General features: G+C 69.6%; 24 protein-coding genes and 2 pseudogenes. 6 read left to right on the top strand and 20 right to left on the bottom strand.

Annotated elements, in window-relative coordinates; genetic code table 11:
* Positions 1 to 73: 73 nt before the first annotated feature.
* Together ACFYMM_RS11485 and ACFYMM_RS11480 are read right to left on the bottom strand one after the other, a co-directional pair.
* Positions 74 to 337, bottom strand: coding sequence for a type II toxin-antitoxin system RelE/ParE family toxin (locus ACFYMM_RS11485; RefSeq protein WP_388385615.1), 264 nt, complete (start codon positions 335 to 337; stop codon positions 74 to 76).
* Positions 330 to 599, bottom strand: coding sequence for a type II toxin-antitoxin system Phd/YefM family antitoxin (locus ACFYMM_RS11480; protein WP_107466709.1), 270 nt, complete (start codon positions 597 to 599; stop codon positions 330 to 332). The genes ACFYMM_RS11485 and ACFYMM_RS11480 overlap by 8 nt, the downstream gene beginning before the upstream one ends.
* Positions 600 to 700: 101 nt before the next feature.
* On the opposite strand from ACFYMM_RS11480, the pseudogene ACFYMM_RS11475 reads away from it, so the two are divergent.
* Positions 701 to 1,141 (top strand): annotated as a pseudogene (locus ACFYMM_RS11475) (aminotransferase class I/II-fold pyridoxal phosphate-dependent enzyme); the annotation flags it as partial.
* A gap of 322 nt (positions 1,142 to 1,463) precedes the next feature.
* Here ACFYMM_RS11475 and ACFYMM_RS11470 read toward each other — a convergent pair.
* From ACFYMM_RS11470 to ACFYMM_RS11460, 3 genes are all read right to left on the bottom strand, one after another.
* Positions 1,464 to 1,592: a hypothetical protein gene (locus ACFYMM_RS11470; protein WP_388385614.1), complete on the bottom strand. Its 129-nt coding sequence runs from the start codon at positions 1,590 to 1,592 to the stop codon at positions 1,464 to 1,466.
* 118 nt (positions 1,593 to 1,710) lie between these two features.
* Entirely contained in the window at positions 1,711 to 3,795 is a 2,085-nt protein-coding gene (locus ACFYMM_RS11465) for a hypothetical protein (RefSeq protein WP_388385613.1), read from the bottom strand.
* Between the two features lie 332 nt (positions 3,796 to 4,127).
* Complete coding sequence (locus ACFYMM_RS11460) at positions 4,128 to 4,682, bottom strand: Uma2 family endonuclease (protein WP_388385612.1); 555 nt, start codon at positions 4,680 to 4,682, stop codon at positions 4,128 to 4,130.
* A 172-nt stretch (positions 4,683 to 4,854) separates the two neighbouring features.
* On the opposite strand from ACFYMM_RS11460, the pseudogene ACFYMM_RS11455 reads away from it, so the two are divergent.
* A pseudogene (locus ACFYMM_RS11455) lies at positions 4,855 to 5,313 on the top strand (aminotransferase class I/II-fold pyridoxal phosphate-dependent enzyme); the annotation flags it as partial.
* Between the two features lie 169 nt (positions 5,314 to 5,482).
* On the opposite strand, the gene ACFYMM_RS11450 reads toward ACFYMM_RS11455, so the two are convergent.
* Both ACFYMM_RS11450 and clpB read right to left on the bottom strand, forming a co-directional pair.
* Positions 5,483 to 6,025, bottom strand: a complete 543-nt coding sequence (locus ACFYMM_RS11450; RefSeq protein ID WP_388385611.1) for a YbjN domain-containing protein — start codon at positions 6,023 to 6,025, stop codon at positions 5,483 to 5,485.
* A gap of 171 nt (positions 6,026 to 6,196) precedes the next feature.
* Positions 6,197 to 8,794 carry an ATP-dependent chaperone ClpB gene (gene clpB, locus ACFYMM_RS11445; RefSeq protein ID WP_388385610.1) on the bottom strand — a complete coding sequence of 866 codons (2,598 nt, stop codon included), beginning with the start codon at positions 8,792 to 8,794 and terminating at the stop codon, positions 6,197 to 6,199.
* 130 nt (positions 8,795 to 8,924) lie between these two features.
* On the opposite strand from clpB, the gene ACFYMM_RS11440 reads away from it, so the two are divergent.
* Entirely contained in the window at positions 8,925 to 9,338 is a 414-nt protein-coding gene (locus tag ACFYMM_RS11440) for a pyridoxamine 5'-phosphate oxidase family protein (protein WP_388385609.1), read from the top strand.
* Positions 9,339 to 9,487: 149 nt separating this feature from the next.
* On the opposite strand, the gene ACFYMM_RS11435 is transcribed toward ACFYMM_RS11440, so the two are convergent.
* Together ACFYMM_RS11435 and ACFYMM_RS11430 are read right to left on the bottom strand one after the other, a co-directional pair.
* Complete coding sequence (locus ACFYMM_RS11435) at positions 9,488 to 9,784, bottom strand: (2Fe-2S)-binding protein (RefSeq protein ID WP_388385792.1); 297 nt, start codon at positions 9,782 to 9,784, stop codon at positions 9,488 to 9,490.
* Positions 9,785 to 9,824: 40 nt separating this feature from the next.
* Positions 9,825 to 9,989, bottom strand: a complete 165-nt coding sequence (locus ACFYMM_RS11430; protein WP_388385608.1) for a hypothetical protein — start codon at positions 9,987 to 9,989, stop codon at positions 9,825 to 9,827.
* Between the two features lie 104 nt (positions 9,990 to 10,093).
* Between ACFYMM_RS11430 and ACFYMM_RS11425 the strand changes: the two genes are divergently transcribed.
* Complete coding sequence (locus ACFYMM_RS11425) at positions 10,094 to 11,131, top strand: helix-turn-helix transcriptional regulator (RefSeq protein WP_388385607.1); 1,038 nt, start codon at positions 10,094 to 10,096, stop codon at positions 11,129 to 11,131.
* A gap of 44 nt (positions 11,132 to 11,175) precedes the next feature.
* Here ACFYMM_RS11425 and ACFYMM_RS11420 read toward each other — a convergent pair whose 3' ends face one another.
* The 7 genes from ACFYMM_RS11420 to ACFYMM_RS11390 all read right to left on the bottom strand — a co-directional run bounded on the left by ACFYMM_RS11420 (position 11,176) and on the right by ACFYMM_RS11390 (position 19,181).
* Positions 11,176 to 12,216: a LuxR C-terminal-related transcriptional regulator gene (locus ACFYMM_RS11420; protein ID WP_388385606.1), complete on the bottom strand. Its 1,041-nt coding sequence runs from the start codon at positions 12,214 to 12,216 to the stop codon at positions 11,176 to 11,178.
* Positions 12,217 to 12,444: 228 nt separating this feature from the next.
* Complete coding sequence (locus ACFYMM_RS11415; protein WP_388385605.1) at positions 12,445 to 13,563, bottom strand: substrate-binding domain-containing protein; 1,119 nt, start codon at positions 13,561 to 13,563, stop codon at positions 12,445 to 12,447.
* Positions 13,564 to 13,875: 312 nt separating this feature from the next.
* Entirely contained in the window at positions 13,876 to 14,340 is a 465-nt protein-coding gene (locus tag ACFYMM_RS11410) for a heat shock protein transcriptional repressor HspR (protein WP_388385791.1), read from the bottom strand.
* Positions 14,341 to 14,345: 5 nt separating this feature from the next.
* Positions 14,346 to 15,518 carry a molecular chaperone DnaJ gene (gene dnaJ / locus ACFYMM_RS11405; RefSeq protein WP_388385604.1) on the bottom strand — a complete coding sequence of 391 codons (1,173 nt, stop codon included), beginning with the start codon at positions 15,516 to 15,518 and terminating at the stop codon, positions 14,346 to 14,348.
* Between the two features lie 33 nt (positions 15,519 to 15,551).
* Entirely contained in the window at positions 15,552 to 16,217 is a 666-nt protein-coding gene (gene grpE / locus ACFYMM_RS11400) for a nucleotide exchange factor GrpE (RefSeq protein ID WP_388385603.1), read from the bottom strand.
* Positions 16,214 to 18,055 (bottom strand): molecular chaperone DnaK, encoded by a 1,842-nt coding sequence (gene dnaK, locus ACFYMM_RS11395; protein ID WP_388385602.1) that lies wholly within the window; start codon positions 18,053 to 18,055, stop codon positions 16,214 to 16,216. Before dnaK ends, grpE begins: the two co-directional genes overlap by 4 nt.
* A 94-nt stretch (positions 18,056 to 18,149) precedes the next feature.
* Positions 18,150 to 19,181 carry an MraY family glycosyltransferase gene (locus ACFYMM_RS11390; protein WP_388385601.1) on the bottom strand — a complete coding sequence of 344 codons (1,032 nt, stop codon included), beginning with the start codon at positions 19,179 to 19,181 and terminating at the stop codon, positions 18,150 to 18,152.
* Positions 19,182 to 19,522: 341 nt separating this feature from the next.
* On the opposite strand from ACFYMM_RS11390, the gene ACFYMM_RS11385 reads away from it, so the two are divergent.
* The gene (locus ACFYMM_RS11385) at positions 19,523 to 21,805 is read left to right on the top strand and encodes a (Fe-S)-binding protein (protein WP_388385600.1); all 2,283 of its coding nucleotides are present in this window, start codon (positions 19,523 to 19,525) and stop codon (positions 21,803 to 21,805) included.
* A 60-nt stretch (positions 21,806 to 21,865) separates the two neighbouring features.
* Here the strand turns inward: ACFYMM_RS11385 and ACFYMM_RS11380 are convergent, their stop codons facing one another.
* Positions 21,866 to 22,192, bottom strand: coding sequence for an antibiotic biosynthesis monooxygenase family protein (locus ACFYMM_RS11380; RefSeq protein WP_388385599.1), 327 nt, complete (start codon positions 22,190 to 22,192; stop codon positions 21,866 to 21,868).
* Positions 22,193 to 22,244: 52 nt separating this feature from the next.
* Positions 22,245 to 22,670 (bottom strand): VOC family protein, encoded by a 426-nt coding sequence (locus ACFYMM_RS11375; RefSeq protein WP_388385790.1) that lies wholly within the window; start codon positions 22,668 to 22,670, stop codon positions 22,245 to 22,247.
* A 329-nt stretch (positions 22,671 to 22,999) separates the two neighbouring features.
* Here ACFYMM_RS11375 and ACFYMM_RS11370 point away from each other — a divergent pair, with 329 nt between their 5' ends.
* Positions 23,000 to 24,025 carry a YIP1 family protein gene (locus tag ACFYMM_RS11370; RefSeq protein ID WP_388385598.1) on the top strand — a complete coding sequence of 342 codons (1,026 nt, stop codon included), beginning with the start codon at positions 23,000 to 23,002 and terminating at the stop codon, positions 24,023 to 24,025.
* Positions 24,026 to 24,188: 163 nt separating this feature from the next.
* On the opposite strand, the gene ACFYMM_RS11365 is transcribed toward ACFYMM_RS11370, so the two are convergent.
* Positions 24,189 to 24,701, bottom strand: a complete 513-nt coding sequence (locus ACFYMM_RS11365; RefSeq protein WP_388385597.1) for a phosphoribosyltransferase — start codon at positions 24,699 to 24,701, stop codon at positions 24,189 to 24,191.
* Positions 24,702 to 24,714: 13 nt separating this feature from the next.
* Entirely contained in the window at positions 24,715 to 25,290 is a 576-nt protein-coding gene (dcd, locus tag ACFYMM_RS11360; protein WP_188287732.1) for a dCTP deaminase, read from the bottom strand.
* Between the last annotated feature and the right edge of the window lie 367 nt (positions 25,291 to 25,657).

The following is a 25,657-nucleotide window of genomic DNA, read 5'->3' as shown; positions in this document are numbered from 1 at the left end:
GTTACGGGCCCGGCCTCTTCGTTGATCCCGTGCCGGATCGGTGCTGCATATTCTGACCCGACGTCAGGAGTGCTCAGGTGTCGTAGGCGGTGGAGCGATGCCCGACGTGTACGACCCACACCACCAGCTCGCCGTTGTCGATTGTGTAGATCACGCGGTAGTCGCCTACCCGTAGGCGGCGCCGGTCGGGCTGGGAGACGAGGGCCGTGGTGTTGAACCCCATCGGGTCGCTCTCCAGCTCGGTCAGCTTGGCCAAAATCCGGAGGGCCATGTCTCGCGGCACCTTGCGGAGTTCGGCCTGCGCCTCGGCTCGGAAGACGGTGCGGTACTCACTCACTGCGCGCCAGCGTCTCCCTCATGATGTCCTCGATCGGGATGCCGGGTGCCGGGTTGGCCATACGCTCGTCGATGATCCGGTTGATCTCGCGCTCTTCCCACTCCTGATATTTGCGCAGCACCTCGATGGACACTACGGCGGCGACCTGCTTGCCGCGCCGGGTGATGACGGTAGGTACGTCGTCACGGTCGGCCCGCTCCACCACCTCGGCCAGGTGTGCCCGGACATCGCGGATCGACTCTATGGGCATGGGCTGTGTCATGCGCCCAAGAGTACCGAGTGTCCCATGTGTACACAACAGCTCACTGCCGCTCGGGGGTGTAGCCCTGTGGGCCCTCATGCGAATGAGTGCGCGAACGAGGCGTGGCCTGGGTCACGGCGGCCGCCCCGCTCGTCTCGGCCGTCCGCACGGCCAAGCAGTTCCTGACGTATGTCGCCTCCGGGCCCTTCCAATACGCCGTGGCCGAGGCCCTGCGCCTGCCCGACTCGTACTTCGCGGACTTCCGCGCGGACATGCTGGCCAAACGGGACCTGCTCGCGGGCGGCCTGGAGCAGGCGGGCTTCGAGGTCTTCCGCCCGGCCGGCACGTACTTCATCACCACCGACATCCGGCCGCTCGGCGAGAGCGACGGTTTCGCCTTCTGCCGCGCCTTGCCCGAGTGGGCGGCTGTCGTCGCCATCCCGAACGCGGTCTTCTACGACCACAAAGAGACGGGGGCACCCTACGTCCGGTTCGCATTCTGTAAGCGCATCGAGGTGCTGGCGGACGCGACGGAACGGCTCCGCAAGGCACTCGAGCACTGACCACCGTCAGAGGAGGCCGGTCGTCTTTGGCCTTCTCTTCGGCTCCGGTCGGCCCAGCACCTGCACCGTCTGCCGAGCCGGCGCGCACGCAACCCGCGCACCGGCTCCACCGTCGGCAAGTGCGAAGCGCCGGAGGCTATTCGGTGTCCTTCGGGTGTCGCGGGGAGACGTACACCAGGATCCCGGTCGAGGTGTCCGGGCTGCGGTGATCGGAAGTCATGTCACGCGCCTGTCGGCGGACACGCTTCCATCAGCGATCAACCGGCGCCACCAGGCCCGGCGACAGCGCCCCCGGATCATGCAGGACAGGGGCAGCAAGGAGTCATACCGGCCCCGGCGCGGACCCGGCCGCGCTGTCGCTCATCGCGGAACCGGTGGTACCGGCTCCGTCCTGCGCGTGGAGCGCGCCACGCAGGGCCCGCAGCCCGTCCTCGCCCCATCCCTCGACCACGACCCCGACGGTAGCGCGCCACCGAGGACGTACGACGCCGGGACCCATCGGTTTCCCTCCGTCCGGCTCCGTAACAGTGCCGGAGCACCCGGCGCCGGGGGCAGGCGGTGTTGCCCGGTCAGCGGCGCCGCTTGCGGCCGCTCTTGCCTGAGGAGCGCCGAGCCTTCCGGGCGCGCACGCCGTGGGTACCCAGTGCCCGGGCCGCCAGCTGCCTGAGCTCGTCGAGTCCGGCCCGGTCCGGGTGTGCGGAGTCCAACGCGGCGGCAACCGCGTCCCTGGCCTGGGAGCCCTGGGCGCGCAGCGTCTCCTCGGCGCCGTCCCTACCGCCCGCCAACTCCACGAGCTGAAGCAAACTCTCGGCGAGCACCAGCAGCGACTCCGCATCGGTCATGTCCTCTGGGGACAGCAACTCACGGTGCGCCAGCGCGTTCAGCGCCAGCGGCGCCAGCTGTGTGTCCCGCCGCAGCGTGCCAAGCAGCCGCTCGCCCTCACCGTCCGGCAACGCCGCCAGCAGCACGTCGAGCATCGCCTGCGCACGCGTGCGGAAGGTCATGGTCCTCACGGCGTCGGTCAGTTGCCGCAGGGCACCTTCCCGCTCGCCGCGGGCCGTGATCCAGCCGGCCAGCTCCGTGCGGGCGGCGTCCGGGTCGTACTCCTCGGCCAGCACCCCCAGCAGGCCGGCCGCCGGCGCCTGGGCCAGTTCACCGACCAACGGGGCGTCCCTGCCGGCCGCCAGCAGCCGCTGTCGTACGGCCCGGGTACCGAGCTCGGTGAGACGGATGAGCTCGACCGGCCCGGCGGTCAGCTCCTCCCGCCGGGCATCGGCACGCTCCCGCGCCGCCGGGTCCGTTGCCGCCCCCGCGACGCCCAGCAGCTCCGCGAGCTCCGGCGGCATGTCCGCGAGCAGTTCGGGACCGGCATCGGAGGGGTCGATGTCGAGGAACACCGGATCGGCCATCCCACGGTCACGCTCGATCGCGCCCAGGTCGTCCAGCAGGTCGAGCACCGCGTGCAGGTCCCGGTCGGCGTGCTCGAACCACATCCGGTGCTGAAGGTCCGACCCGGCGTCGAGCTGGAAGGAGGTCCGGTAGGCCAGGTGTACCGTGTCGCGCAGCCGCGGCCAGGGCATCGGGTACGGCAGGCTGTAGAGCGTGTTCAGCACATCCTCCAGGACGTCCTCGTAGACGTCGAAGAGCATCGACTCGACATGCCAGCCGCTGCGTGCCCCGATCAGGGCCTGCCGCAGCTCGAAGCACGCCTCGAAGGCGCGCAGCCACAGCCGGAGCGGGTCGGCCAGCACCGGCCGGGCCTTGGCCACCGCGTACAACCGCCCCTTGACCACCCTGACCAGCCGTGCCTTCTTCGCCCACTCCATCAGCAGTCCCAGCCGCGGCAGGTCGGCCGAAGAGCGCACCCCCTCAATCCTGTCGCCGGTGCCGAGTACGTCCACCAGCTCGCGGGCCTCCGCCATCCGCAGCCGTCCCGTCGCCGTCACCGGGCGGCCGTCCTGCCCCGCCCATTCGGCGAGTCCGCGCAACTGTGCCACGGCCGTCGACGCCTCGGCCCGTCGGCGCAGTTCGTCGTCCGGGGGAAGCATCACGGGCAGCTGCGGCTCGGCCCGGGCCACGCCGGACAGCGCGCGGCCGGTCAGCCGCCGTTCCATGATCGCGGCGAGAGCCTGCTGATCGTAGGCGACCTCCCCGCGCTGCGCTCGGTCCGCGAAGCGCTGAAACGCCGCCCCGTCCTGGACGTCCACGCCCTGCTCCGCGGCCGTCATCGCCCAGAACTTCGCCAGTCCCCAGCGAGTGCGGTCCGTCATCGCCGCCAGATGCTGTTCCGCGACCCTGTCGACCGCGGCAAGGGAATCCTGGAGTGAGGGGCCGCGCGGGTCCGCCAACTGCGCGGCGTGCAGATAGCGCAGCAGCGTGCGCAGTGTGCCCGGGGCGTCGGCGCGTTCCTCCTCGGGACCCTCGGTGACCTGCTGGGGAAGCCAGGAGAGCAGTAGCTCCTCCACATGGCGCGACTCCCACAGCCCCAGTCGGCCGTCGGCTGTCGCCAGGTGCCGGTAGTCCAGCGCCGCCTCGGCCAGGAACCCGTCCACCGGCAGCCCCTGCTCCCCGGCCCACCGAACCAGGCGGTCGACCAGCAGCCCACGCGCCGCCTCGAACTCCTCCTCGGCCTCGGGTTCGAACCGCATCCGCATGAAATCTCGTCCACCTGTCTGCAGCAGTCGTTGCCGTGCCACGCTATCGCCGAACCGGGGCCGACAACTCGGCCGAGGGCCGAGGACGAGCGGGCCCGCTGCCTCAGGGCAGCACGTGGTGGTTGCCGCCCGCAGCAGACACGGCTTCGAACCTTCTTGCGTCGAACCGGACTTCGTCGCGCGGACTCACGGCACAGAACGGCACGCCCCCTGGCCGATCCCGATCGACGAAAGACCAGGCCATCCCAGCCGGCTGCTGCCCCGACCAGGAGCGACCACGTCCGGCGACGGCGGTGCCGACGGCACGGGCCTGGCCGGCGGGGAGTCCCTCGTCAGCGGGCGTCCGCCTCGGGCTCCGGGCGCGGGAGTTCGTCGAGGTCGAGCGTGAAGGTGCGGCCGTCGGCCAGGGGGATGGGGAGCTTGCCCGTGCCGTACTTGTGGGTGTGTGCGGCGATGTAACCGGTGGCGGTCGGCTGGGTGTGGAGGACGACTTCCTGGGCGTAGGGGTCCACGACCAGGTAGATCGGGATTCCGTAGCGGCCGTACTTCGCGGTGCAGTCGTCGTAGTCCTTGCGTGCGGAAGAGGTCGAGACGACCTCGGAGATCAGCAGGACGTCCTCGAAGCTGTAGCGCTTGCCTTCCTTGCGTGCGTCCTCGCGCAGGATCGCGAGGTCGGGGGCGGAGTTCTCGTCGGCGGGGAAGTCGATGTAGACATCTGAGGTGACCTTCGCGTGACGGCCGAGGGCGAGAGCGGAGTCGATCTGCATCGACCTGATGGTGCTGGAGTGCTCTTCGCTCTGCGGGGTGATGATCACCTTTCCGTCGGCCCCGAACAGGACCGTGTACCCCTTGGGGAACTCGGTGTGCACGATCGCGTCGACGCTCATGGACGGCTCCTTCCCGTGTGTGGTCAGGATACGACGGACAGTGCCGCGCCACCGAGTCCGTCGGTACGGCCGGCAGACCGGTCCGGACAGGTTGTGCGGCCCGCTCACCACCGGTGCCGGAGATCCGCAGCGGGGCCTGTCGCAGGACAGGGAATAGGTAGGCCAACGAGGAGTCGCCTGGGTCACGGCGACCGCCCCGCTCGTCTCGGCCGTCCGCACGGCCAAGCAGTACCTGACCCATGTCAGCGCGGGCCCGTTCCAGTACGCGATCGCCGAGGCGCTGCGCCTGCCGGACTCGCACTTCGAGGGCTTCCGCGCCGACTTCGAGGGCTTCCGCGCCGATCTGCGCCGCAAGCGCGACCTGCTCGGCGACGGCCTGCGCGCGGCCGGGTTCGAGGTCCACCGGCCTCAGGGGACGTACTTCATCACCACCGACATCACCCCCTTCGGCGAGAAGGACGCCTACGCCTTCTGCCGCGCGCTCCCCGGACGCTGCGGGGTCGTCGCCATCCCCGACTCCGTCTTCTACGACGATCCCGACGCCGGCCGCAGCCAGGTCCGCTTCACCTTCTGCAAGAAGGACGACGTCCTCGCCGAGGCGAGCGCCCGGCTGCGCGGGTCGGCGTCCTGACCCGAGCCGTCCGCACCGGCCCGGTCCGGGAACCAGGCCTCGGCCGTCCGGCACCGGGTTTCCACAGACTGTGGACGGGCGCCGGCGCACACGGCGAGAGCCCGGCCCGGGAACGCGACCGTGGTGGTCGGCGTCCCGGCCGGGCTCTGGTGTCCGGCGGGCGGGAGTCCTACTCCTCGCCCTCCTCCTCGTCGCCCTCGGGCTTGTCGGCCTCGTTGACCTCCTGCTCCAGGCCGAGCTGCTCGACCAGCCACTTGTCGAACTCGATCGCGGCCCGCACCCAGCTGACCGTGGAGGAGACGAAGTGGTTGATGTCGACGCCGGTGCCGATCAGCATCTGCGCCTCACCGATGAGGCGGACGGTGCCGTCGTCGTGGACGTGGCTGTACACCTTGGGCCACAGGGTGCGCCGGTTCCAGTCGTCGATGGACTCCAGCAGCTGCGGCTTCTCGTCGATCTTGTGGGGCCGGTCGTAGAACGTCCGCACCGAGAAGACCGCCTGTTCGGCCTCGCCGCGGAACATGAAGTACGTACGGAACTGCTCCCACGGCGCCGCGAGGTCGCCCTCGTCGTCGACGACGTACTTGAGCTCCATCTGGTCGAGGAGCTGCTTCACGAGATCCTGATCCGGGACGACGGGGCCCGCCGGTCCTTGCGGCTGCGGCTCGGGCTGGCCCCCGAAGTTCGGAATCGAGGACGGGTCGATGGTCACCGTGATTTTCCCTTCGTACGGATCCCGCCATCCTCCCCCATCCGGGGAGGGGCGTGGCAAGCCCCGACACCGGCTGTCAGCCCACGGCTGACACGTTCCGGACATCGTGCCTGGCGCCCTTCCGAGTACCCGGAAAGGCGCGTGTCACGGCGGGTCCGCCCGGCGGACCGGTCAGAGGGTCTTTCCGGTGGCCGGCCCCACCAGCAGGCCCTCGCCGAAGCGGTCCACCCGGACCGTGTCGCCGTCCTTGATCTCGCCGGAGAGGATCTCCTTGGCGAGCCGGTCGCCGATCGCGGTCTGGACGAGCCGGCGCAGCGGACGGGCGCCGTAGGCCGGGTCCATGCCCTCGTCGGCCAGCCAGGCCAGGGCCTCGTCGGTGATCTCCAGGGTGAGCCGGCGCTCCGCCAGCCGCTGGGCGAGGCGGTCGATCTGCAACCGGGCGATCCGGGCCAGCTCCTCCTTGCTGAGCGCGGAGAAGACCACCAGGTCGTCGAGGCGGTTGAGGAACTCGGGCTTGAAGGAGGTGCGGACCACCTTCAGCACCTGCTCCTTCTTCTCCTGCTCGCCGAGGACCGGGTCGACCAGGTACTGGCTGCCCAGGTTGGAGGTGAGCACCAGGATGGTGTTGCGGAAGTCGACCGTACGGCCCTGGCCGTCCGTCAGGCGGCCGTCGTCGAGCACCTGGAGCAGGATGTCGAAGACCTCCGGATGCGCCTTCTCCACCTCGTCCAGCAGCACCACCGTGTACGGGCGGCGGCGGACGGCCTCGGTGAGCTGGCCACCCTCCTCGTAACCGACGTAGCCGGGCGGGGCGCCGACCAGGCGGGCCACGCTGTGCTTCTCGCTGTACTCGGACATGTCGATGCGGACCATGGCCCGCTCGTCGTCGAAGAGGAAGTCGGCGAGCGCCTTGGCCAGTTCGGTCTTGCCGACGCCGGTGGGGCCGAGGAAGAGGAAGGAACCGGTGGGGCGGTCCGGGTCGGCGATGCCGGCCCGGCTGCGGCGCACGGCGTCCGACACGGCCCGAACGGCCTCGCCCTGGCCGATGAGCCGCTTGCCCAGCTCGTCCTCCATGCGCAGCAGCTTCTGCGTCTCGCCCTCCAGCAGACGACCGGCGGGGATGCCGGTCCAGGCGGCGACGACGTCCGCGATGTCGTCGGAGCCGACCTCCTCCTTGACCATGGTGTCCCGGGCGGCCTCCTCCTCGGCCGCGGAAGCGGCCTCCAGCTCCTTCTCCAGCTCGGGGATCTCGCCGTACAGCAGCTTGGAGGCGGAGTCGAAGTCGCCGTCGCGCTGGGCGCGTTCGGCCTGTCCGCGCAGGTCGTCGAGGCGTTCCTTCAGCTCGCCGACCCGGTTCAGGGACTGCTTCTCCTTCTCCCAGCGGGCGGTCAGGCCGCGCAGCTCCTCCTCCTTGTCGGCGAGATCGCGGCGCAGCTTCTCCAGGCGTTCGCGGGAGGCCGGGTCGGTCTCCTTGCCGATCGCCAGCTCCTCCATCTTCAACCGGTCGACGCCGCGCTGGAGTTCGTCGATCTCGACGGGGGACGAGTCGATCTCCATGCGCAGCCGGGAGGCCGCCTCGTCGACCAGGTCGATGGCCTTGTCGGGCAGGAAGCGGGAGGTGATGTACCGGTCGGAGAGGGTGGCCGCCGCGACCAGCGCGCTGTCGGCGATCTGCACCTTGTGGTGGGCCTCGTACCGGCCCTTGAGGCCGCGCAGGATGGCGATGGTGTCCTCGACGGTCGGCTCGGCGACCAGCACCTGCTGGAAGCGCCGCTCCAGGGCCGGGTCCTTCTCGATCCGCTCGCGGTACTCGTCCAGCGTGGTCGCGCCGACCATGCGCAGCTCGCCGCGGGCCAGCATCGGCTTGAGCATGTTGCCGGCGTCCATGGCGGAGTCGCCGCCGGCGCCCGCGCCCACGACGGTGTGCAGTTCGTCGATGAAGGTGATGACCTGGCCCTCGGAGTCCTTGATCTCGGCCAGGACGGTCTTCAGCCGCTCCTCGAACTCGCCCCGGTACTTGGCCCCGGCCACCATCGCGCCGAGGTCCAGCGCGACCAGCCGCTTGTCCTTGAGGGACTCGGGCACGTCACCCTTGACGATCCGCTGGGCGAGTCCCTCGACGACGGCGGTCTTGCCGACGCCCGGCTCGCCGATGAGGACGGGGTTGTTCTTCGTACGGCGGGACAGCACCTGGACGACGCGGCGGATCTCCTGGTCCCGTCCGATGACCGGGTCCAGCTTGCCGTCGCGCGCGGCGGCGGTGAAGTCGGTGCCGAACTTCTCCAGGGCCTTGTACTGGCCCTCGGGGTCGGCGGTGGTCACCCGGCGGCCGCCCCTGGCCTTCTGGAAGGCGTCCAGCAGCTTCTTCGCGCTCGCGCCGTTGCGGGTCAGCACCTCGCCGGCCGCGCCACCCTTGGCGGCGATGCCGATGAGCAGGTGCTCGGTGGAGAGGTACTCGTCGCCGAGGTCCTTGGCGCGCTCGGTGGCGTCCGCGATGACGGCGAGCAGCTCGCGGTTGGGCTGCGGGGGCGCGACGGTGGAGCCGGTCACGCTGGGCAGCCCGGCGAGCACGCGCTCGACGCCGGACCGTACGGCCGCCTGGTCGGCGTCGACGGCGGCGAGCAGGTCGGTGATGTTCTCGTTCTCCTGCCCCGCGAGCAGAGCTAGGAGCAGATGGGCGGGTGTGAGGTCCGCGTGCCCCTCGGTCACGGCCCGGTTGCTGGCCGCGTTGATCGCGTCCCGGCTCCTGTTGGTCAGCTCGGCGTCCACGTTCGGTTCTCCTCCTAGCGTCGGCCTGTCTGCCGCGTCTTCCCACTGCTGACTTAACCAACGTACACAAAGTTGAGTCTATTCCACTCAAGGGCGGAAAGGGGAGCGGGTTCGGCTAGCTTGTTCGGACATGTCGACCTACTCCGTAGACCCGGGTTCCCCCGACGAGCCGTACCTCGCCTTCTGGCGCGAGCGGCACCTGTGCACCCTGACCACGCTCCGCGCCGACGGCAGCCCGCACGTCGTACCGGTCGGAGTGACCTACGACCCCGAGGCGCGGCTGGCCCGGGTGATCACGAACAGGACGAGCAGGAAGGTGTCCCATGTGCTCGCGGCCGGCCCCGAGGGCGCCCGGGTGGCGGTCTGCCAGGTCGACGGCCGCCGCTGGGCGACCCTGGAGGGCCGGGCCCGGGTCAGCGCCGTGCCGGAACGCGTCCGGGAGGCCGAAAACCGGTATGCCGAGCGGTACCGGAGGATGCCCGCGGAGAACCCGTCACGGGTGGTGATCGAGATCGAGGTAGAGCGGGCCCTGGGGCGCGGCTGATCGCTTTTTGGCCACCATGAGGCGCTGCCGAATACCGTCGATACGCCGAAATGTCCCCCAAAACTGCAGCGGCGTCACCGTGTTCAGGTCACGGTGACGCCGCTGCGGGGGGAAGTACCTGAGCGATCTTTTACGACGGGGGAATCGCGTCAGGCACTGCGGGGGGTGGCCGAGATGGTCCTTACGTCGGAGACCTCCGGTTCCGCGAGCCGATGGTCTCGTTGGTCCAGATTCACAAAGATCATGCCGTACCGGATGGCACACCGTACGGGCTGCGGCGCCCCGCGGGGCTTGCGCAGGCACCGATACGCCCGTACGTCCTCGTCCTCGTCCCGCGTGACGACGACCGGCTCTCCGAAGACGGTCACCATCAGCGAGTCGCCGCTGTGGGGGATGGCGGTGACCAGGTCGATGAAGTGCCAGCCGGAGCGATAGGCGGTGGCCATCTCGCGGCGGAAGGAACGGTCGTCGGGCGGAGTCGTCACGTCAGCTCCCGGCTCCGCCTGTCGCGCCGGACTTCACAGCCACCGACGGCCACTCGGTGACCGCCAGGTCGTGGCTCTTCGCGCCGGAGACGCCGCTCAGCACCCCCAGAGCCACTAGGGCGGAGAAGGCGGCGGCGACCGCCGAGCGAAGCAGTCTGTTACGCATAGTCGGCTTCATCCTCACTTGAAGGTCCCCTTTTCCCCCGTCAGGTACGACGATGGCTCATTCGGGCACGTGGTGGCCACACAATCGGTGCATCATGTTCCTGCATGTTCAGGACCCTGGGGGGTGGAGATTTGGCAACGAATCGGGCGAAAGGGACACATCCTCATGCGGTCACCGAGCTGTGCGACGAAGGCAACCGTCTGTACGCCACCGCTCTTCGCGTGGGGCGCATAGCCCGCGCGGACGCGGAGAACGCCCCCTGCCTGATGGAATTCGCCCTGCTCCACCCGGATCCCGACGATCCGGACTGGTTGCGCCCGGTCCCGCCGGCCGCCGCGCTCGCCCGGCGGCTCAATCCGATCGAACGCGAGATCACCGAACGCAGGAAGTTGTCCATCGAACTCGCCCAGATTTTTGAGCCGTTCATGGCGCTCGGGGCGGAGGCGAACACACCGAGCGACTCCATCACCGTCCTGGAGGGCGGCGAGCGGATCAACGCGGCGCTCAACCTCGCCACCTCCCAGTGCCAGACGGAACTCGTCACCGTACAGCCCACCGACCGCATCTCGGAGAGCAGTCTGCTGCAGGGTCTGGAACGCGACCGGCCGCTCACCGAACGCGGTGTGAAGATCCGGAGCCTGTACCAGCACACGGCCCGCTACAACCCGGAGAAACTGGCGTACGCCGCCCAGTTGTCCGAGGGCAAGATCGAGTACCGCACCATCGACGAACTGGTCGAGCGGCTGATCATCTGCGACGGCGAGGTCGCGTTCATCCCGGCCCGCGACGACCAGCGCATCGCCCTGGAGCTGCGCCACCCCGGCCTGGTCCGCTACCTCATGAAGGTCTTCGAGTACCTGTGGGACCGGGCCGTGCCGATGAGCGCCGGCGGCCCCTACGAGGTCGACTCCGACGGCATCACCGAGATCCAGCACTCCATCGCCAAGCTGCTGGTGGAGGGCCACGTCGACGAGGCCATCGCGCGCCGGCTCGGGATGAACGTGCGTACCTGCCGGGCGCACATCGCCAAGCTGGCCCAGGCCCTGGGCAGCGGCAGCCGGGCCCAGCTCGGCTATCTCATCGCCCAGTCCGGAATGCTGAACCAGGACGCCCCGGCCGTCCGCCCCGACGCCCGGACCTGACCCGTAAGCCGGGCCCTGCCCCCGCCCGCGCCCGCCGGGCCGCCTCAGCGCACGCTCCGGGGCTCCTGGTCCGGAATGCCGGGCGCGCCCGGCCCGCTGGCGCTCGGCGGGCCGTCCAGCCCGGCCTGGGCGATCCGGACGCCGAGCTGGGTACGGCTGGCCGCCCCGAGCGTCTCCGACAGGCGGGCGATGTGCGCCCGGCAGGTCCGCACGCTGATGCCGAGGCGCTCGGCGATCACCGCGTCCTGGTGGCCCTCCGCGAGCAGGGCCGCGATGGACTGCTCGCGGTGCGAGATGCCCTCGATGCCGGTGGCCGGGAGCGGGGCGGTCAGCGGGATCGCCAGCCGCCACAGCCGCTCGAAGACCGTCACCAGGTACTCCACCAGCGCCGGGTGGCGCAGTTCCAGGGCCATCGTGCGGTCGGAGTTGGCCGGGATGAACGCCACCGTGCGGTCGAAGAGGATCAGCCGGTCGATGACCTCGTCCAGTGTGCGGGCCTCCACCGTGTCGCCCATCAGCTCCAGGTAGTTGAGCAGCCCCTGTCCGTGCCGGGCGACATGGGTGTACAGGTCGCGCATGCGCACGCCACGGCCGCGCAGGGCCAGCGCCCGGTGCAGGCCCTCGGTCAGCTCGGCCTCGCGGCGGATGCCGCCGGGCTGCACGGTCAGCACCTCGGTGGTGCACGCCTCGGTCGCCTCGTCCATCGCGGCCTGGATCCGGGACAGCCCGTCCAGGACCCGGAGCGCCGTGCCCTCCGAGGCCGAGGCGGCCTGCAGCCGACGTCCCAGCCCCGCGTACCACTCGAAGGCGGCCACCGCCGAGCCCACCCGCCGCTGGCTCTCCCTGACCTCGTCGTGGACACCGCGCAGCAGGCGGGTCATCACCTCCTGCGGGGAGGTCGGCACCAGCCAGTCCATGTCGTCCGGATCGGGGTGCAGCAGGGCGAGTTCCAGCAGACAGGGCACCGGTTCGGCGTCCGTGCGCGCCACCCGTCCCCGACGTACGGCCCGGGAATACACGCGATCCCCGGCCTCGCACAGTCGGTCGGCACCGTGGGGGTGCTCCTCCGTCCCGTGCCCGGCCATCGCCGATCCCACCCCCGGTTTGCCGCCACTTCCGCAGCGCAACTATGCGCGGCCAAGTCCGGCTCCGCAACACGGCTCTCCGCGCCGGGACCGTCGCAAACCGGGGCTATGACCCGTTTTGGTCCGCCCTCCGCCCCTCCCCTGGCAACAGGCTGACGCTGCCGGGCCGCCCGCCGCCACCCGCGCGGGTGAACGCGGGGCACCGTGCCGCATTGACCTGCCGGACGCCTACTTCAGGCCGATCGCCGTGCAGGCCGCCTTGTACTTGCCGACGCAGATGTCGGAGACCTTGTAGAACCCGTCCGCGATGACCGTGTCCTCGATCTTGCTCTTGCTCCGGGTCAGCGCGCTGACCTGCATCAGCTGGGCGGGGATGGCCTTGGTGGTGGGGCTGTCGACCCTGTCCTGGGTGAGGGCGTCGAACTGGATGCCCTTGCCCTGGATCTTGGCGACGGCCATCTCGGCGGCGGCCTCGGCCTCGTCCGGGTAGGACTTGTAGACGCTCATGTACTGCTCACCGTCGATGACCCGCTGCACCGCCTCCAGCTGGGCGTCCTGGCCGGTGATGGGCGGCACGTTCGCGGCGCTGACGCCGGCCGCCTCGAAGGCCTTGATGATGCCGCCCGCCATGCCGTCGTTGGCGGAGTACACGGCGGCGATGTTGTTCTTGCCGATCGCGTTGATCGCCTTGGTCATGTTGGCCTCGGCGTTCTCCGGCTTCCAGTCCTTGGTGTCGTAGCTCGCCGCGATCTGCACCTTGCCGTTCAGCTCGGAGAGCGCGCCCTGCTTGAACTGCTTGGCGTTCGGGTCGGTGAGCGCGCCGTTCATCATGACGATCTTGCTGGAACTGTCGACGTTCGGCCCCAGGGCCTCCAGCAGGGAACGGCCCTGCACCTCGCCGACCAGTTCGTTGTCGAACGAGATGTAGGCGTCGATCGGGCCCTCGGCGAGCCGGTCGTAGGCGATGACCGGAATGCCCGCGTCCTTGGCCTTCTTCACCTCGCCGGCGATGCCGTGCGAGTCCACCGCGTCGAGCAGGATGATGTCGACCTTGTCGTCGATCATCTTCTGCATCTGGCTCACCTGCTTCGGCGCGCTCGCCTCGGCGTTCGCGTACTCGACCTTGCCCTGCTTGTGCGTCAGGTCCGCGACCTTCGCCTTGAGGATGGGGTAGTCGAACTTCTCGTACCGCGTGTTCGCCGTCTCCGGCAGCAGCAGACCCACCGTGAGGTCGTCGCCCTTCGTCGGGGTCGCCGTGCTGGAGCTGCCCGTCGCGTTGAACACGCCGCAGCCGGCGAGCGAGAGGGTCATCGTGGAGGCGGCCACGGATATGGCGATACGACGCATTCGAGGGGCTCACTTCAGGTGTGTTCCAGGTGTCTGAAAAGCCAACGCGGCTGCCACACCCGCAGTCAAGCGGAACTACTTAACGAGTGCGCAACGCCACGCTCCGCTGACCCTGTGAAGGCCGCGCGGAATCCCCTCCAAACACCCTTTACGGACCCTCCACCCAAAGGAAGTTCACGGGCCGGCAAAGAGCCGGGCAACCCGCTGTTTTCAGCCATGCCCAGCAGGCGCGTGCGCGAGCACGCAAAAGGGGCCGGAGACGGTCATCCCGTCTCCGGCCCCTCACGCGGTCGCCGCGCCCGGTCGCCGCGCTCAGTCCTGCTGCTGCCGCTTGGGCCGCCACACCACCAGCGCGCTGGTCTGCTGGACCTCCTGGTACGGCACCAGGTCGCGCCGGTAGGAGGCGTGCACCGCGGCCTCGCGCTGCTGCATCGCCGCCGCCGCGCCGTCCAGGGCCGCCTGCATCTCCGCGACACGGGACTGCAGGGCGGCGACCTGGTTCTCCAGTTCGATGATGCGCTTGATACCGGCCAGGTTGATGCCCTCGTCCTGCGACAACTGCTGCACGGTACGCAGCAGTTCGATGTCACGGGCCGAGTAACGCCGGCCCCGGCCGGCGGTGCGGTCCGGGGAGACCAGACCCAGACGGTCGTACTGGCGCAGCGTCTGCGGGTGCAGGCCGGAGAGCTGGGCCGCCACCGAGATGACGTAGACCGGGGTCTCCTCGGTCAGCTCGTATGGCCCACGGAAATTGTCACTGCGCCGACGGCCGTCCATCACGCTCAAGCTCCCTTCGCGGCCTCGAACAGCTCCGCCCGCGGATCCTCGCCCGCGGTCGCCTCGCGATACGACTCCAGTGCGTCACGAGCCTTCCCCGACAGGTCCTTCGGGACACTCACCTCGACGGTGACCAACAGGTCGCCGCGCGTGCCGTCCTTGCGGACCGCGCCCTTGCCCCGGGCCCGCATCGTACGGCCGTTCGGCGTGCCGGGGGGCAGCTTCAGGGTGACGGGGGGACCGCCGAGGGTCGGGACCCGGACCTCGCCGCCGAGAGCGGCCTCGGTGAACGTCACCGGGACGGTCACCGTGAGGTTGTCGCCCTTGCGGCCGAACACCGGGTGCTCGCCCACGTGGACGACGACGTAGAGGTCACCGGCCGGGCCGCCCCGCTCGCCGGGCGCGCCCTTGCCGCGCAGCCGGATGCGCTGGCCGTCGGTCACCCCGGCGGGGATGCGGACCTGCATGGTCCTCGACGACTTGGCGCGCCCGCTGCCCTTGCACTCCAGGCAGGGGTGCTCGGCGATCAGACCGCGGCCCTTGCAGTCGGGGCAGGGGTCGGTGAGCGAGAAGCCGCCGCCCGAACCCCGGGCCACCTGGCCGGTGCCGACACAGGTCGGGCACACCCGTGGGGTGCCGTTCTTGTCGCCGGTGCCCGAACAGGCCTTGCACGGGGACTGGGAGGACATCCGCAGCGGAACCGTGGCGCCTTCGATGGCCTCCGTGAAACTCAGCGTGACCTCGGACTCGATGTCCTGGCCGCGCCGGGGCTGGGTACGCGTGGTGCCCGTACCGCCCCGGTTGAACAGGCCCCCGAAGACGTCGCCGAGTCCGCCGCCGAAGCCGCCGCCCCCGCTCTGGGCTCCGCCTCCGAAGAGGTCACCCAGGTCGAAGTTGAAGTTGCCGCCGCCCGCGCCCGGCCCCGGACGGAACCCGCCGTTGCCGAAGAGGGCGCGCGCGTCGTCGTACTCCTTGCGCTTCTTGGGGTCACCGAGGATGTCGTTCGCCTCGGAGATCTCCTTGAAGCGCTCCTCGGCCTTGGCGTTGCCCTTGTTGGCGTCCGGGTGGTACTCGCGGGCGAGCTTGCGGTACGCCTTCTTGATCTCGGCCTCGGTGGCGTCCTTGGGGACGCCGAGAACCTTGTAGTAGTCCTTCTCGATGAAGTCCTTGGTGCTCATCCTCGACGCCCCTCCTTCCCTGTCGGTTCAAGCTCAGCCCTCGTCCGGGCCACCGCTCTCCTTGTCGTCGGCCGCCGCGTTCTCCTCGGCGCCCTCGGCCTTGACGCCCTGCGCGCCCGGCTGCGGTTCGGCCACGGCCACCCGCGCGGGGCGGATGGTGCGTTCGCCGATGCGGTACCCGGGCTGCAGAATCGCCACGCACATGGTCTCGGTGACGTCCGGCGCGTAGCTGTGCATCAGGGCTTCGTGGATGGTCGGGTCGAAGGGCTCGCCCTCCTTGCCGAACTGCTGGAGGCCCATCTTGGCCGCGACGGTCTCCAGCGACTCGGCGACGGACTTGAACCCGCCGACCAGCTCGCCGTGTTCCCGCGCGCGTCCGATGTCGTCGAGCACCGGCAGGAGTTCGGTCAGGAGGTTCGCGATGGCGATCTCCCGGACCGCGACCCGGTCGCGCTCGACGCGGCGGCGGTAGTTCTGGTACTCGGCCTGGAGTCGCTGGAGGTCCGCCGTGCGCTCGCCGAGCGCCGTACGCACCTGGTCCAGCTGGGCGACCAGACCGGCGTTCTGTGCACTTGCGTCCCCGGCCGGGGCCGCCCCCTCCCCCGAAGAGGAGGAGGCGGCCTTCGACTCGGCGTCTTCGGGGGTGGCGCCGGAGGGGACGTCGGGCTTCTCCTCGAAGCCCGGAGTCTCCTCCGTCACGCGGCACCGTCCTTGCGCTCGTCGTCCACGATCTCGGCGTCCACCACGTCGTCCTCGGCCTTGGGAGCCTCGGCGCCGGCCTCGCCGCCCGCGGCCTGGGCGGCCTGGGCGTCCGCGTACATGGCCTGGCCCAGCTTCTGGGAGACGGCCGCGACCTTCTCGGTGGCGGTGCGGATCTCGGCGGTGTCCTCGCCCTTGAGCGCGGCCTTCAGCTCCTCGACGGACGCCTCGACCTCGGTCTTGATCTCGGCCGGGACCTTGTCCTCGTTGTCCTTGAGGAACTTCTCCGTCTGGTAGACGAGCTGCTCGCCCTGGTTGCGGGTCTCGGCGGCCTCGCGGCGGCGGTGGTCCTCCTCCGCGTACTGCTCGGCCTCCTGGCGCATGCGGTCGACCTCGTCCTTCGGCAGCGAGGAGCCACCGGTGACGGTCATCTTCTGCTCCTTGCCCGTGCCCAGGTCCTTCGCGGTCACGTGCATGATGCCGTTGGCGTCGATGTCGAAGGAGACCTCGATCTGCGGGACGCCGCGGGGCGCCGGCGGCAGACCGGTCAGCTCGAACATGCCGAGCTTCTTGTTGTACGCCGCGATCTCGCGCTCGCCCTGGTAGACCTGGATCTGCACGGAGGGCTGGTTGTCCTCGGCGGTGGTGAAGATCTCGGACCGCTTGGTCGGGATCGTCGTGTTCCGCTCGATGAGCTTGGTCATGATGCCGCCCTTGGTCTCGATGCCGAGGGACAGCGGGGTCACGTCGAGGAGCAGGACGTCCTTGACCTCACCCTTGAGGACGCCGGCCTGGAGCGAGGCGCCGATGGCGACGACCTCGTCCGGGTTCACACCCTTGTTGGCCTCCTTGCCGCCGGTCAGCTCCTTGACCAGTTCGGCGACGGCGGGCATACGGGTGGAGCCGCCGACCAGGACGACGTGGTCGATCTCGTTGATCGAGATGCCGGCGTCCTTGATGACGTTGTGGAACGGCGTCTTGCAGCGCTCCAGCAGGTCGGCCGTCAGCTGCTGGAACTGGGCCCGGGTGAGCTTCTCGTCCAGGTGCAGCGGGCCCTCGGCGGACGCGGTGATGTAGGGCAGGTTGATCGAGGTCTCGGTGGACGAGGACAGCTCGATCTTGGCCTTCTCGGCGGCCTCACGCAGACGCTGCAGGGCCATCTTGTCCTTGCCGAGGTCCACACCGTGACCGCTGGCGAACTGCTTGACCAGGTAGTCGACGACGCGCTGGTCCCAGTCGTCACCACCGAGGTGGTTGTCACCGTTGGTGGCCTTCACCTCGACGACGCCGTCGCCGATCTCCAGCAGGGACACGTCGAAGGTGCCGCCACCGAGGTCGAAGACGAGGATCGTCTGGTCGTCCTTGTCGAGGCCGTACGCCAGCGCGGCGGCGGTCGGCTCGTTGACGATGCGCAGGACGTTCAGACCGGCGATCTCGCCGGCCTCCTTCGTCGCCTGGCGCTCGGAGTCGTTGAAGTACGCCGGGACGGTGATGACCGCGTCGGTCACCTTCTCGCCCAGATAGGACTCGGCGTCACGCTTGAGCTTCTGCAGGATGAACGCGCTCATCTGCTGCGGGTTGAACTGCTTCCCGTCCAGCTCGATCTTCCAGTCCGTGCCCATGTGGCGCTTCACGGAGCGGATGGTCCGGTCCACGTTCGTGACCGCCTGGCGCTTGGCGACCTCGCCGACGAGCACCTCACCGTTCTTCGCGAAGGCGACGACGGACGGCGTGGTCCTGGCACCCTCGGCGTTGGTGATGACGGTGGGCTCGCCGCCCTCCAGAACGCTGACGACGGAGTTAGTCGTGCCCAGGTCGATGCCGACCGCACGTGCCATGGTGAATTCCTCCAGCTGACTTGAGTGGAACAGGCTCAAGTGTGCATGAGGACGCCGCCCCGGTCAACAGACCTGAGCCAAACAGACTCAAGTCTTATCCGTTCCTTACGCGCAACTGGGCTCTGACCTGCGGCGACGTAGGGGGTGGCATCCTCCGTCGAGGGCCGTAGGCAGGCACCCGAAAGAGTCCCAGGACGACCACCAGCACCCCGCCCCCCACCCACAGCACCGCCCCTTCGCCGGTCCAGCCGCCGTCCACGAGTACCCCGACCGACACCGAACAGAAGGCCAGGATCCCCAGCAGCACACAGGCGCCCGGCGCCCGCAGCCCGAGCCGCCGCAGCCGGTGCGCGAGGTGGTCGGGCCCCGAGCGCAGCAGCGAGCGCCCGGCCACCCGCCGCGAGAGGACCACCAGGAGGACGTCCGCGGTGGCGACGGCGGTGAGCGGGAACAGCACTCCCACGCTCGTCCCGATGGCGTACCCGGCCCGGGTGAACACGGCGGCGTTGGCGAGCAGGAAGCCGGTGAACAGCGACCCGCAGGCGCCGAGCCCGATCCGCGCGGGCGGCCAGTTGTGCATGAGGAACCCGGTGAGGGCGGCGGCGAGCACGCTCAGCAGCACCGCCAGCCCGTCCATCACCTCGGCGGCGGCACAGGCCCCCGCCCCGAAGGCGGTGAGCACCCCGACCGTGCCGGCCACCCCGTCGGCGTGGTCGAGCGCCCGGAAGGCGAGGGAGACGAACACGATCCAGAGCACGGCGAGGATCCCGGCGGCCACCCCGGTCTCCTCGTACGGCACCACACAGGCCGCCGCCACCGCCGTACCGGCGACCAGGACCCGGGCCCGCAGCCGCCACACGTCCGCGACCAGCCCGAGTGCGGCGACGCAGGCCGCCGCGACCAGCAGCTGCGCCACTCCCTCCCCGAGGGGCGCGACCCGGGTCCACTCCCCCGCCCAGGCGACCAGGCAGGTGACGACCACGACGGCCGCCCCGCCGAGCAGCGGCAGGGGCCGCTGGCGCCGCCGCTCGACGATCCCGGCCCGCAGGGCGGGCACCCGCAGCAGCGCCGCGAACAACGCGGCGAGGAGAAGGGCGGCGGTGGCGGCGGCGATCCCGTAGAGCACGGGCTCTAAGTTAGGCGCGAATGTAGCAATTCGGTACGAATAACACGATCGGATTGCCTGTCTTCGCGAAGGAGGCGCAGGTCCCCTCGCGAAGGAGGCGTACGCCTCACCGTGAAGGAGTTGCCCGCCTCACCGCGCAGGAGGTGCTCACCCCGGTCCCGGTCGATCGCGCGACCTCGCGCTCGAACCCCTCCCCACCACCCCTTAACCTCACACTGAGGCCCCCCTCAGCGACCCACATCACTCCGCGCCCGGCTGCATCGGGACGGAAGATGGGGGTAGTCTCAGACCGACTGCATAAGTTACCGCTTAGTAATTTCGAGGCCGCCTCAGGAGCCCCAATGCAACTCGCCGCGATCATCGTGTCGCTGGTGCTGACCGTGGTCGGCGTTGCGCTGCTCGCCCGCGCCATCGGCCAGTTCGTCCGGTACTTCAAACTGGGCCAACCGGTACCCGCCGGAAGCCGGACCGACAACCCCTACCAGCGCAGTGTGACGCTGGTGAAGGAGTTCCTCGGGCACACCCGGATGAACCGCTGGGGCATCGTGGGCTTCGCCCACTGGTTCGTGGCGGTCGGCTTCCTGACGCTGCCGCCGACCCTGGCGCAGGCCTTCGGCCAGCTCTTCAAGGCCGACTGGACGCTGCCGCTGATCGGCGACTTCGTACCGTTCGAGATGTACACCGAGTTCATCGGCGTGATGACCACGATCGGCATCCTCGTCCTGATCGCGATCCGGCTGCTGAACCTGCCCTCGCGCCCCGGCCGCAAGTCCCGCTTCGCGGGCTCCAAGTCCGGTCAGGCGTACTTCGTCGAGTACGTCATCCTCACCATCGGCCTCGCGATCTACGTGCTGCGCGGCCTGGAGGGCGCGATCCACCACGTCGGCGGCTACGAGGCCTCGTACTTCGCGTCGTACCCGCTGGTCCTGGCCTTCAAGGGCCTGAGCGTGACGGCGCTGCAGAACCTGATCTACCTGGTCGCGACCATCAAGATCGGCACCTCGTTCGTCTGGATGATCGTCGTCTCGCTGAACACCAACATGGGTGTGGCCTGGCACCGCTTCCTCGCGTTCCCGAACATCTGGTTCAAGCGCGAGTCCGACGGCGGTACGGCCCTGGGCGCGCTGCGGCCGATGACGAGTGGCGGCAAGCCGATCGACTTCACCGACCCCGGCGACGACGACGTCTTCGGCGTCTCCCAGGTCGAGCAGTTCTCCTGGAAGGGCCTGCTCGACTTCTCCACCTGCACCGAGTGCGGCCGCTGCCAGTCGCAGTGCCCGGCCTGGAACACCGGCAAGCCCCTCTCCCCGAAGCTGCTGATCATGTCGCTTCGGGACCACGCCCACGCCAAGGCCCCCTATCTGCTGGCCGGCGGCGGCAAGACGATGGAGGGCGAGGAGAAGGCGTCCGAGGAGCAGCTGGCCGACGTCCCGGCGGCGGCGCTGGCGGAGGCCGAGCGCCCGCTCATCGGCACCGCCGAGGAGAACGGCGTCATCGACCCGGACGTCCTGTGGTCCTGCACCACCTGCGGCGCCTGCGTCGAGCAGTGCCCGGTGGACATCGAGCACGTCGACCACATCGTCGACATGCGCCGCTACCAGGTGATGATCGAGAGCGCCTTCCCCTCCGAGGCGGGCACGATGCTCAAGAACCTGGAGAAGAAGGGCAACCCCTGGGGGCTGGCCAAGAAGCAGCGCCTGGAGTGGACCAAGGAGGTCGACTTCGAGGTCCCGGTCGTCGGCAAGGACATCGAGGACCTCAGCGAGGTCGAGTACCTCTACTGGGTCGGCTGCGCCGGAGCCCTGGAGGACCGCGCCAAGAAGACCACGAAGGCCTTCGCGGAGCTCCTCCACATCGCGGGCGTCAAGTTCGCGATCATGGGCGGCGACGAGAAGTGCACGGGCGACTCCGCCCGCCGCCTGGGCAACGAGCCGTTGTTCCAGGAGCTCGGCATGGAGAACGTCATGGCTCTGAACGCGGCGTTCGGCGAGGAGATGGACGACGACGGCAAGGTCGTCCCCGAGTCGGCGAAGCCGAAGTCGGCCAAGAAGATCGTCGCCACCTGCCCGCACTGCCTCAACACGATCGGCAACGAGTACCCGCAGCTCGGCGGCGACTACGAGGTCATCCACCACACGCAGCTGCTCCAGCACCTGGTGGACGAGGGCAAGCTGATCCCGGTCACCCCGGTCGAGGGCATCATCACCTACCACGACCCCTGCTACCTGGGCCGCCACAACAAGATCTACACGCCTCCGCGCGAGATCATCGGCAAGGTGCCCGGCCTGCGCAACGAGGAGATGCACCGGCACAAGGAGCGCGGCTTCTGCTGCGGCGCCGGCGGTGCGCGGATGTGGATGGAGGAGCGGATCGGCAAGCGCATCAACAACGAGCGCGTCGACGAGGCTCTTTCGCTGAACCCGGACATCGTCTCCACGGCCTGCCCGTTCTGCCTCGTCATGCTCACGGACTCCGTGAACGGCAAGAAGAACGACGGCAAGGCGAAGGAGTCCATCCAGGTCGTCGACGTCGCCCAGCTGCTGCTGGACTCCGTCAGGACGCCGGCCGACCCGGCGGGCGACGAGGAGACGGAGAGCGCGCCGGAGCCGGAGCCGGTGAAGTAGTCCTACGCACGGCGCGGCGCCCCCTGTCTCCTACGAGGCAGGGGGCGCCGTCGTCTGTGTCTACGGGCCCTTCGGGGCCGCCTGCTGCACGACCTCGAACGACCACAGCGTGGAACCGGAGGCCGCCGGCTTCGGCCGCTCCCCGCCCTCGCCGCCGCCCTGGTGGGCGGACTTCATCGGCCCCTCCATCCAGGCCTGGAAGGACTCCTCGTCACGCCAGCGGGTGTACACGAGGTACTGATCGGTCCCCTCGACCGGCCGCAGCAGCTCGAACCACTCGAACCCGTCGGAGCCCTCCACGGCGTGGGCCCGCGAGGCGAACCGCTTCTCCAGCACCTCCCGCTGCTCGGTCGGCACGGTCAGTACGTTGATCTTGACTACACTCATGGGTCCATCCTGTCCCAACCGCTCCGGTTCCGGGCGGGCGCCCCGGCTCCCGTCACACGACCGGCTCCCCGATCGCCAGCAGGTTGCCCTCGCTGTCGCGGAACCAGGCTCCACGCTCGCCCCGGCAGCCCTTGCTCGGATAGTTCCCCTCGACCTCGGCGATCCCGCCCGCGGTCCTCAGCCCGGGCACGTCCACCTCCTCGAACTCCACGCCCCGGCGCCGGAGTTCGGCGACGACCGCCTCGATGTCCGCCACCTCCCAGGCCATCTGCGTGAAGGTGCCGGGCGAGGCGCCGGTGGACCGGAAGACCACGAAGTCCACACCCCCGCACCGGTACAGCAGCCCACCGGGCCGCTCGTCCACCGGTTCGAGACCCAGCACCTCGGCGTAGAAGCGCCGGGCCCGGTCCAGGTCGCGCGCGGGGAGCCGGGTGGCCACCTTCCCCCGGGCCAGAAACGTCCGTCCGTCCGTGTCCATGCCTCCACTGTGCCGCTTCCGCGCGCCTCCCCCGAGCAAACGAAGGCCGACTTCAACGGCGACGGCATCGGTGACGTCGTGACCTCGGCCGGCGCCGCCGAGGACGGTGAGGAGTTCGGCGGCGAACCGGCGTACGCCGACTTCAACGACGACGACGAGAAGAACGACCGCTTCGGCGCCGACGACAAGCTCGACGACGTCACCGACGACGGCCGGGCCGACCTGGTCCTGGGCCCGTACGAGGACGGCGGCTACGGCGCGATGACCTACCTGCCCTTCCGGGGAGCCCCGAAGGAGCCCCGAAGGAGCCCCGAGAAGTCCCTTAGGGGATGTCACAGCTCAGCAGCAAAGCCGGGCCCGGAGCGCCGGGCCCGGCACACGACCGCCCGGGAGCAGGTACGTTCGAAGACGTGGCTGGATTCAGGATCGGACGCGGGGGCCGGGACAACCGAGCCCCGCAAGGACAGCAGGCCCCGCAGGCGCCGCACACCCCGCAGGGACCGCCGTACGGCGGCGGCCGGACGCCGCAGGGACCGTCGTACGGCTATCCCCCGGCGCCGCAGCCGTACCCGCAGCAGCGGCCGCGCTACGGCGCAGGCGGGGGCGCCGCCCCGTGGCCGCGGGCCGACGGCGGCTACCCCGGCCAGGGTCAGGTTCCGGTCGGGGACGGTCCCGAGTACTTCGGGGACTACCCCCAGGACCCCTACGCGGCCGACCAGCCGGGCCACACCCAGGCGTTCTCGGTGGATGAGGCCGGCTACGCCCGGAGCGGCACCTACAGCGCCGGCTCGACCGCCGCGCCGGGCCCGACCGGCCCGTCGCTGCGCTGGAAGGAACTGCTGCGCGGGATCGTCCTCGCCCCGGACCAGACGTTCCTGCGGATGCGGGACTACACGATGTGGGGCCCGGCCCTCATCGTCACGTTCCTCTACGGCCTGCTCGCCGTCTTCGGCTTCGACGGCGCCCGCAAGGACGCGATCAACGCCACGCTCGCCAACGCGGTGCCGATCGTCCTGATCACGGCCGTGGCGATGGCGGTCTCGACCTTCGTCCTGGGCGTGGTCACCCACACCCTGGCCCGCCAGCTCGGCGGCGACGGCGCCTGGCAGCCCACGGTCGGCCTGTCCATGCTGATCACGTCCCTCACGGACGCGCCCCGCCTGGTCTTCGCCATGTTCTTCGGCGGCAACGCGGGCTTCGTCCAGCTCCTGGGCTGGGCGACCTGGATCGCGGCCGGCGCCCTGCTGACCCTGATGGTCAGCCGCTCCCACGACCTGCCCTGGCCGAAGGCGCTGGGCGCCTGCGCGATCCAGCTGGTCGCGCTGCTGTCGATAGTGAAGCTCGGCACGTTCTAGCAGTCCGCACGGCATGAGGAAGGGCCCTGGCACCGCAGCCAGGGCCCTTCGTCCTTCCTCTTTCCTGCTGTTCTTGCTGTTCTTGCTGTTCTTGCTGTTCTTGCTGTTCTTGCTGTTCTTGCTGTTCTTGCTGTTCTTGCTGCTTCTGCCGTTGCTGCCGCTCTCAGGCGTCGAGGACCTGTCCCGCCCGCTTGACGACCGGCGGTCGCACGCTCCACGGGAAGTTGATCCACTCATCGGTCCGCTTCCACACGTACTCGCACTTCACGAGCGAGTGGGACTTCTCATAGATCACGGCGGAGCGCACCTCGGCCACCGCGTCGAGGCAGAAGTCGCGCACCAGCTTGAGCGTCTTGCCGGTGTCGGCGACGTCGTCGGTGATCAGGACCTTCTTGTCGGAGAAGTCGATGGCGTTGGGGACCGGCGCGAGCATGACGGGCATCTCCAGGGTGGTGCCCACCCCGGTGTAGAACTCGACGTTCACGAGGTGGATGTTCTTGCAGTCGAGGGCATAGGCGAGCCCGCCGGCCACGAAGACGCCCCCGCGCGCGATGCTGAGCACGATGTCGGGCTCGTACCCGTCGTCGGCGATGGTCTGCGCCAGCTCACGCACGGCGTCGCCGAACGCCTCGTAGGTCAGGTTCTCCCGGACCTCGTCCTCCCGTCCCCCGCTCATGCCGCCGTCGCCCTCACACCTGGGTCCGATGGAAATTGAGGAAGGACCGCGAGGCGGTGGGCCCGCGCTGCCCCTGGTACCGGGAGCCGTACCGCTCGCTGCCGTAGGGGAACTCGGCCGGCGAGGACAGCCGGAACATGCACAGCTGCCCGATCTTCATGCCGGGCCACAGCTTGATCGGCAGGGTGGCCAGGTTGGACAGCTCCAGGGTGACGTGCCCGGAGAACCCGGGGTCGATGAACCCGGCGGTGGAGTGCGTGACGAGCCCGAGCCGCCCGAGCGAGGACTTGCCCTCCAGCCGCGAGGCCAGATCGTCGGGCAGGCTGATCACCTCGTAGGTCGAGGCGAGCACGAACTCCCCGGGGTGCAGGATGAACGGCTCGTCGCCCTCGGGCTCCACGAGCCGAGTGAGGTCGGCCTGCTCGATCGAGGGGTCGATGTGCGGGTACCGGTGGTTCTCGAACACCCGGAAGTAGCGGTCCAGCCGTACGTCGATGCTCGACGGCTGAACCATGGATTCGTCATAGGGATCGATCCGTACCCGCCCGGCGTCGATCTCGGCCCGGATGTCCTTGTCTGAGAGAAGCACGTCCCGAGGATACGCAAGGCGCGCGGAGCCGTGACAATCGTGACGACTCCGCGCGCCCAGAGGTACCGCTGGCTGCTACTGCTGTACTGCGACTGGCTTGCTCTTGCTACCGCTACTGCCTAGTGCTTCTGAAGAGCCACCGGCACCACACTGCGGAGCCGGGCACACCGTGGACACCTCACGAGCCGACCGGGGCCGAGCCGCTCGGCCTGCTGCATCGGGAACGAAGCGGTGCTGAACACGTGCCCTTCGGCACAACGGACGACGGTGCGTTCCATCAAGTCCCCTAAGTCCCTTCCCCAAGAGCCGCGTCGGGCTACTGCCTGCCTGACGACAAAAGCCACATTACGGGATTGAAGAGACGACT

Origin of the sequence: Streptomyces sp. NPDC006739 (assembly GCF_042869815.1) — a bacterium.
In the GTDB taxonomy this organism is placed as follows: Bacteria; Actinomycetota; Actinomycetes; order Streptomycetales; family Streptomycetaceae; genus Streptomyces.
Note: the sequence above shows the minus strand (reverse complement) of the source record. Positions and strands in the feature narration are given on the sequence as shown.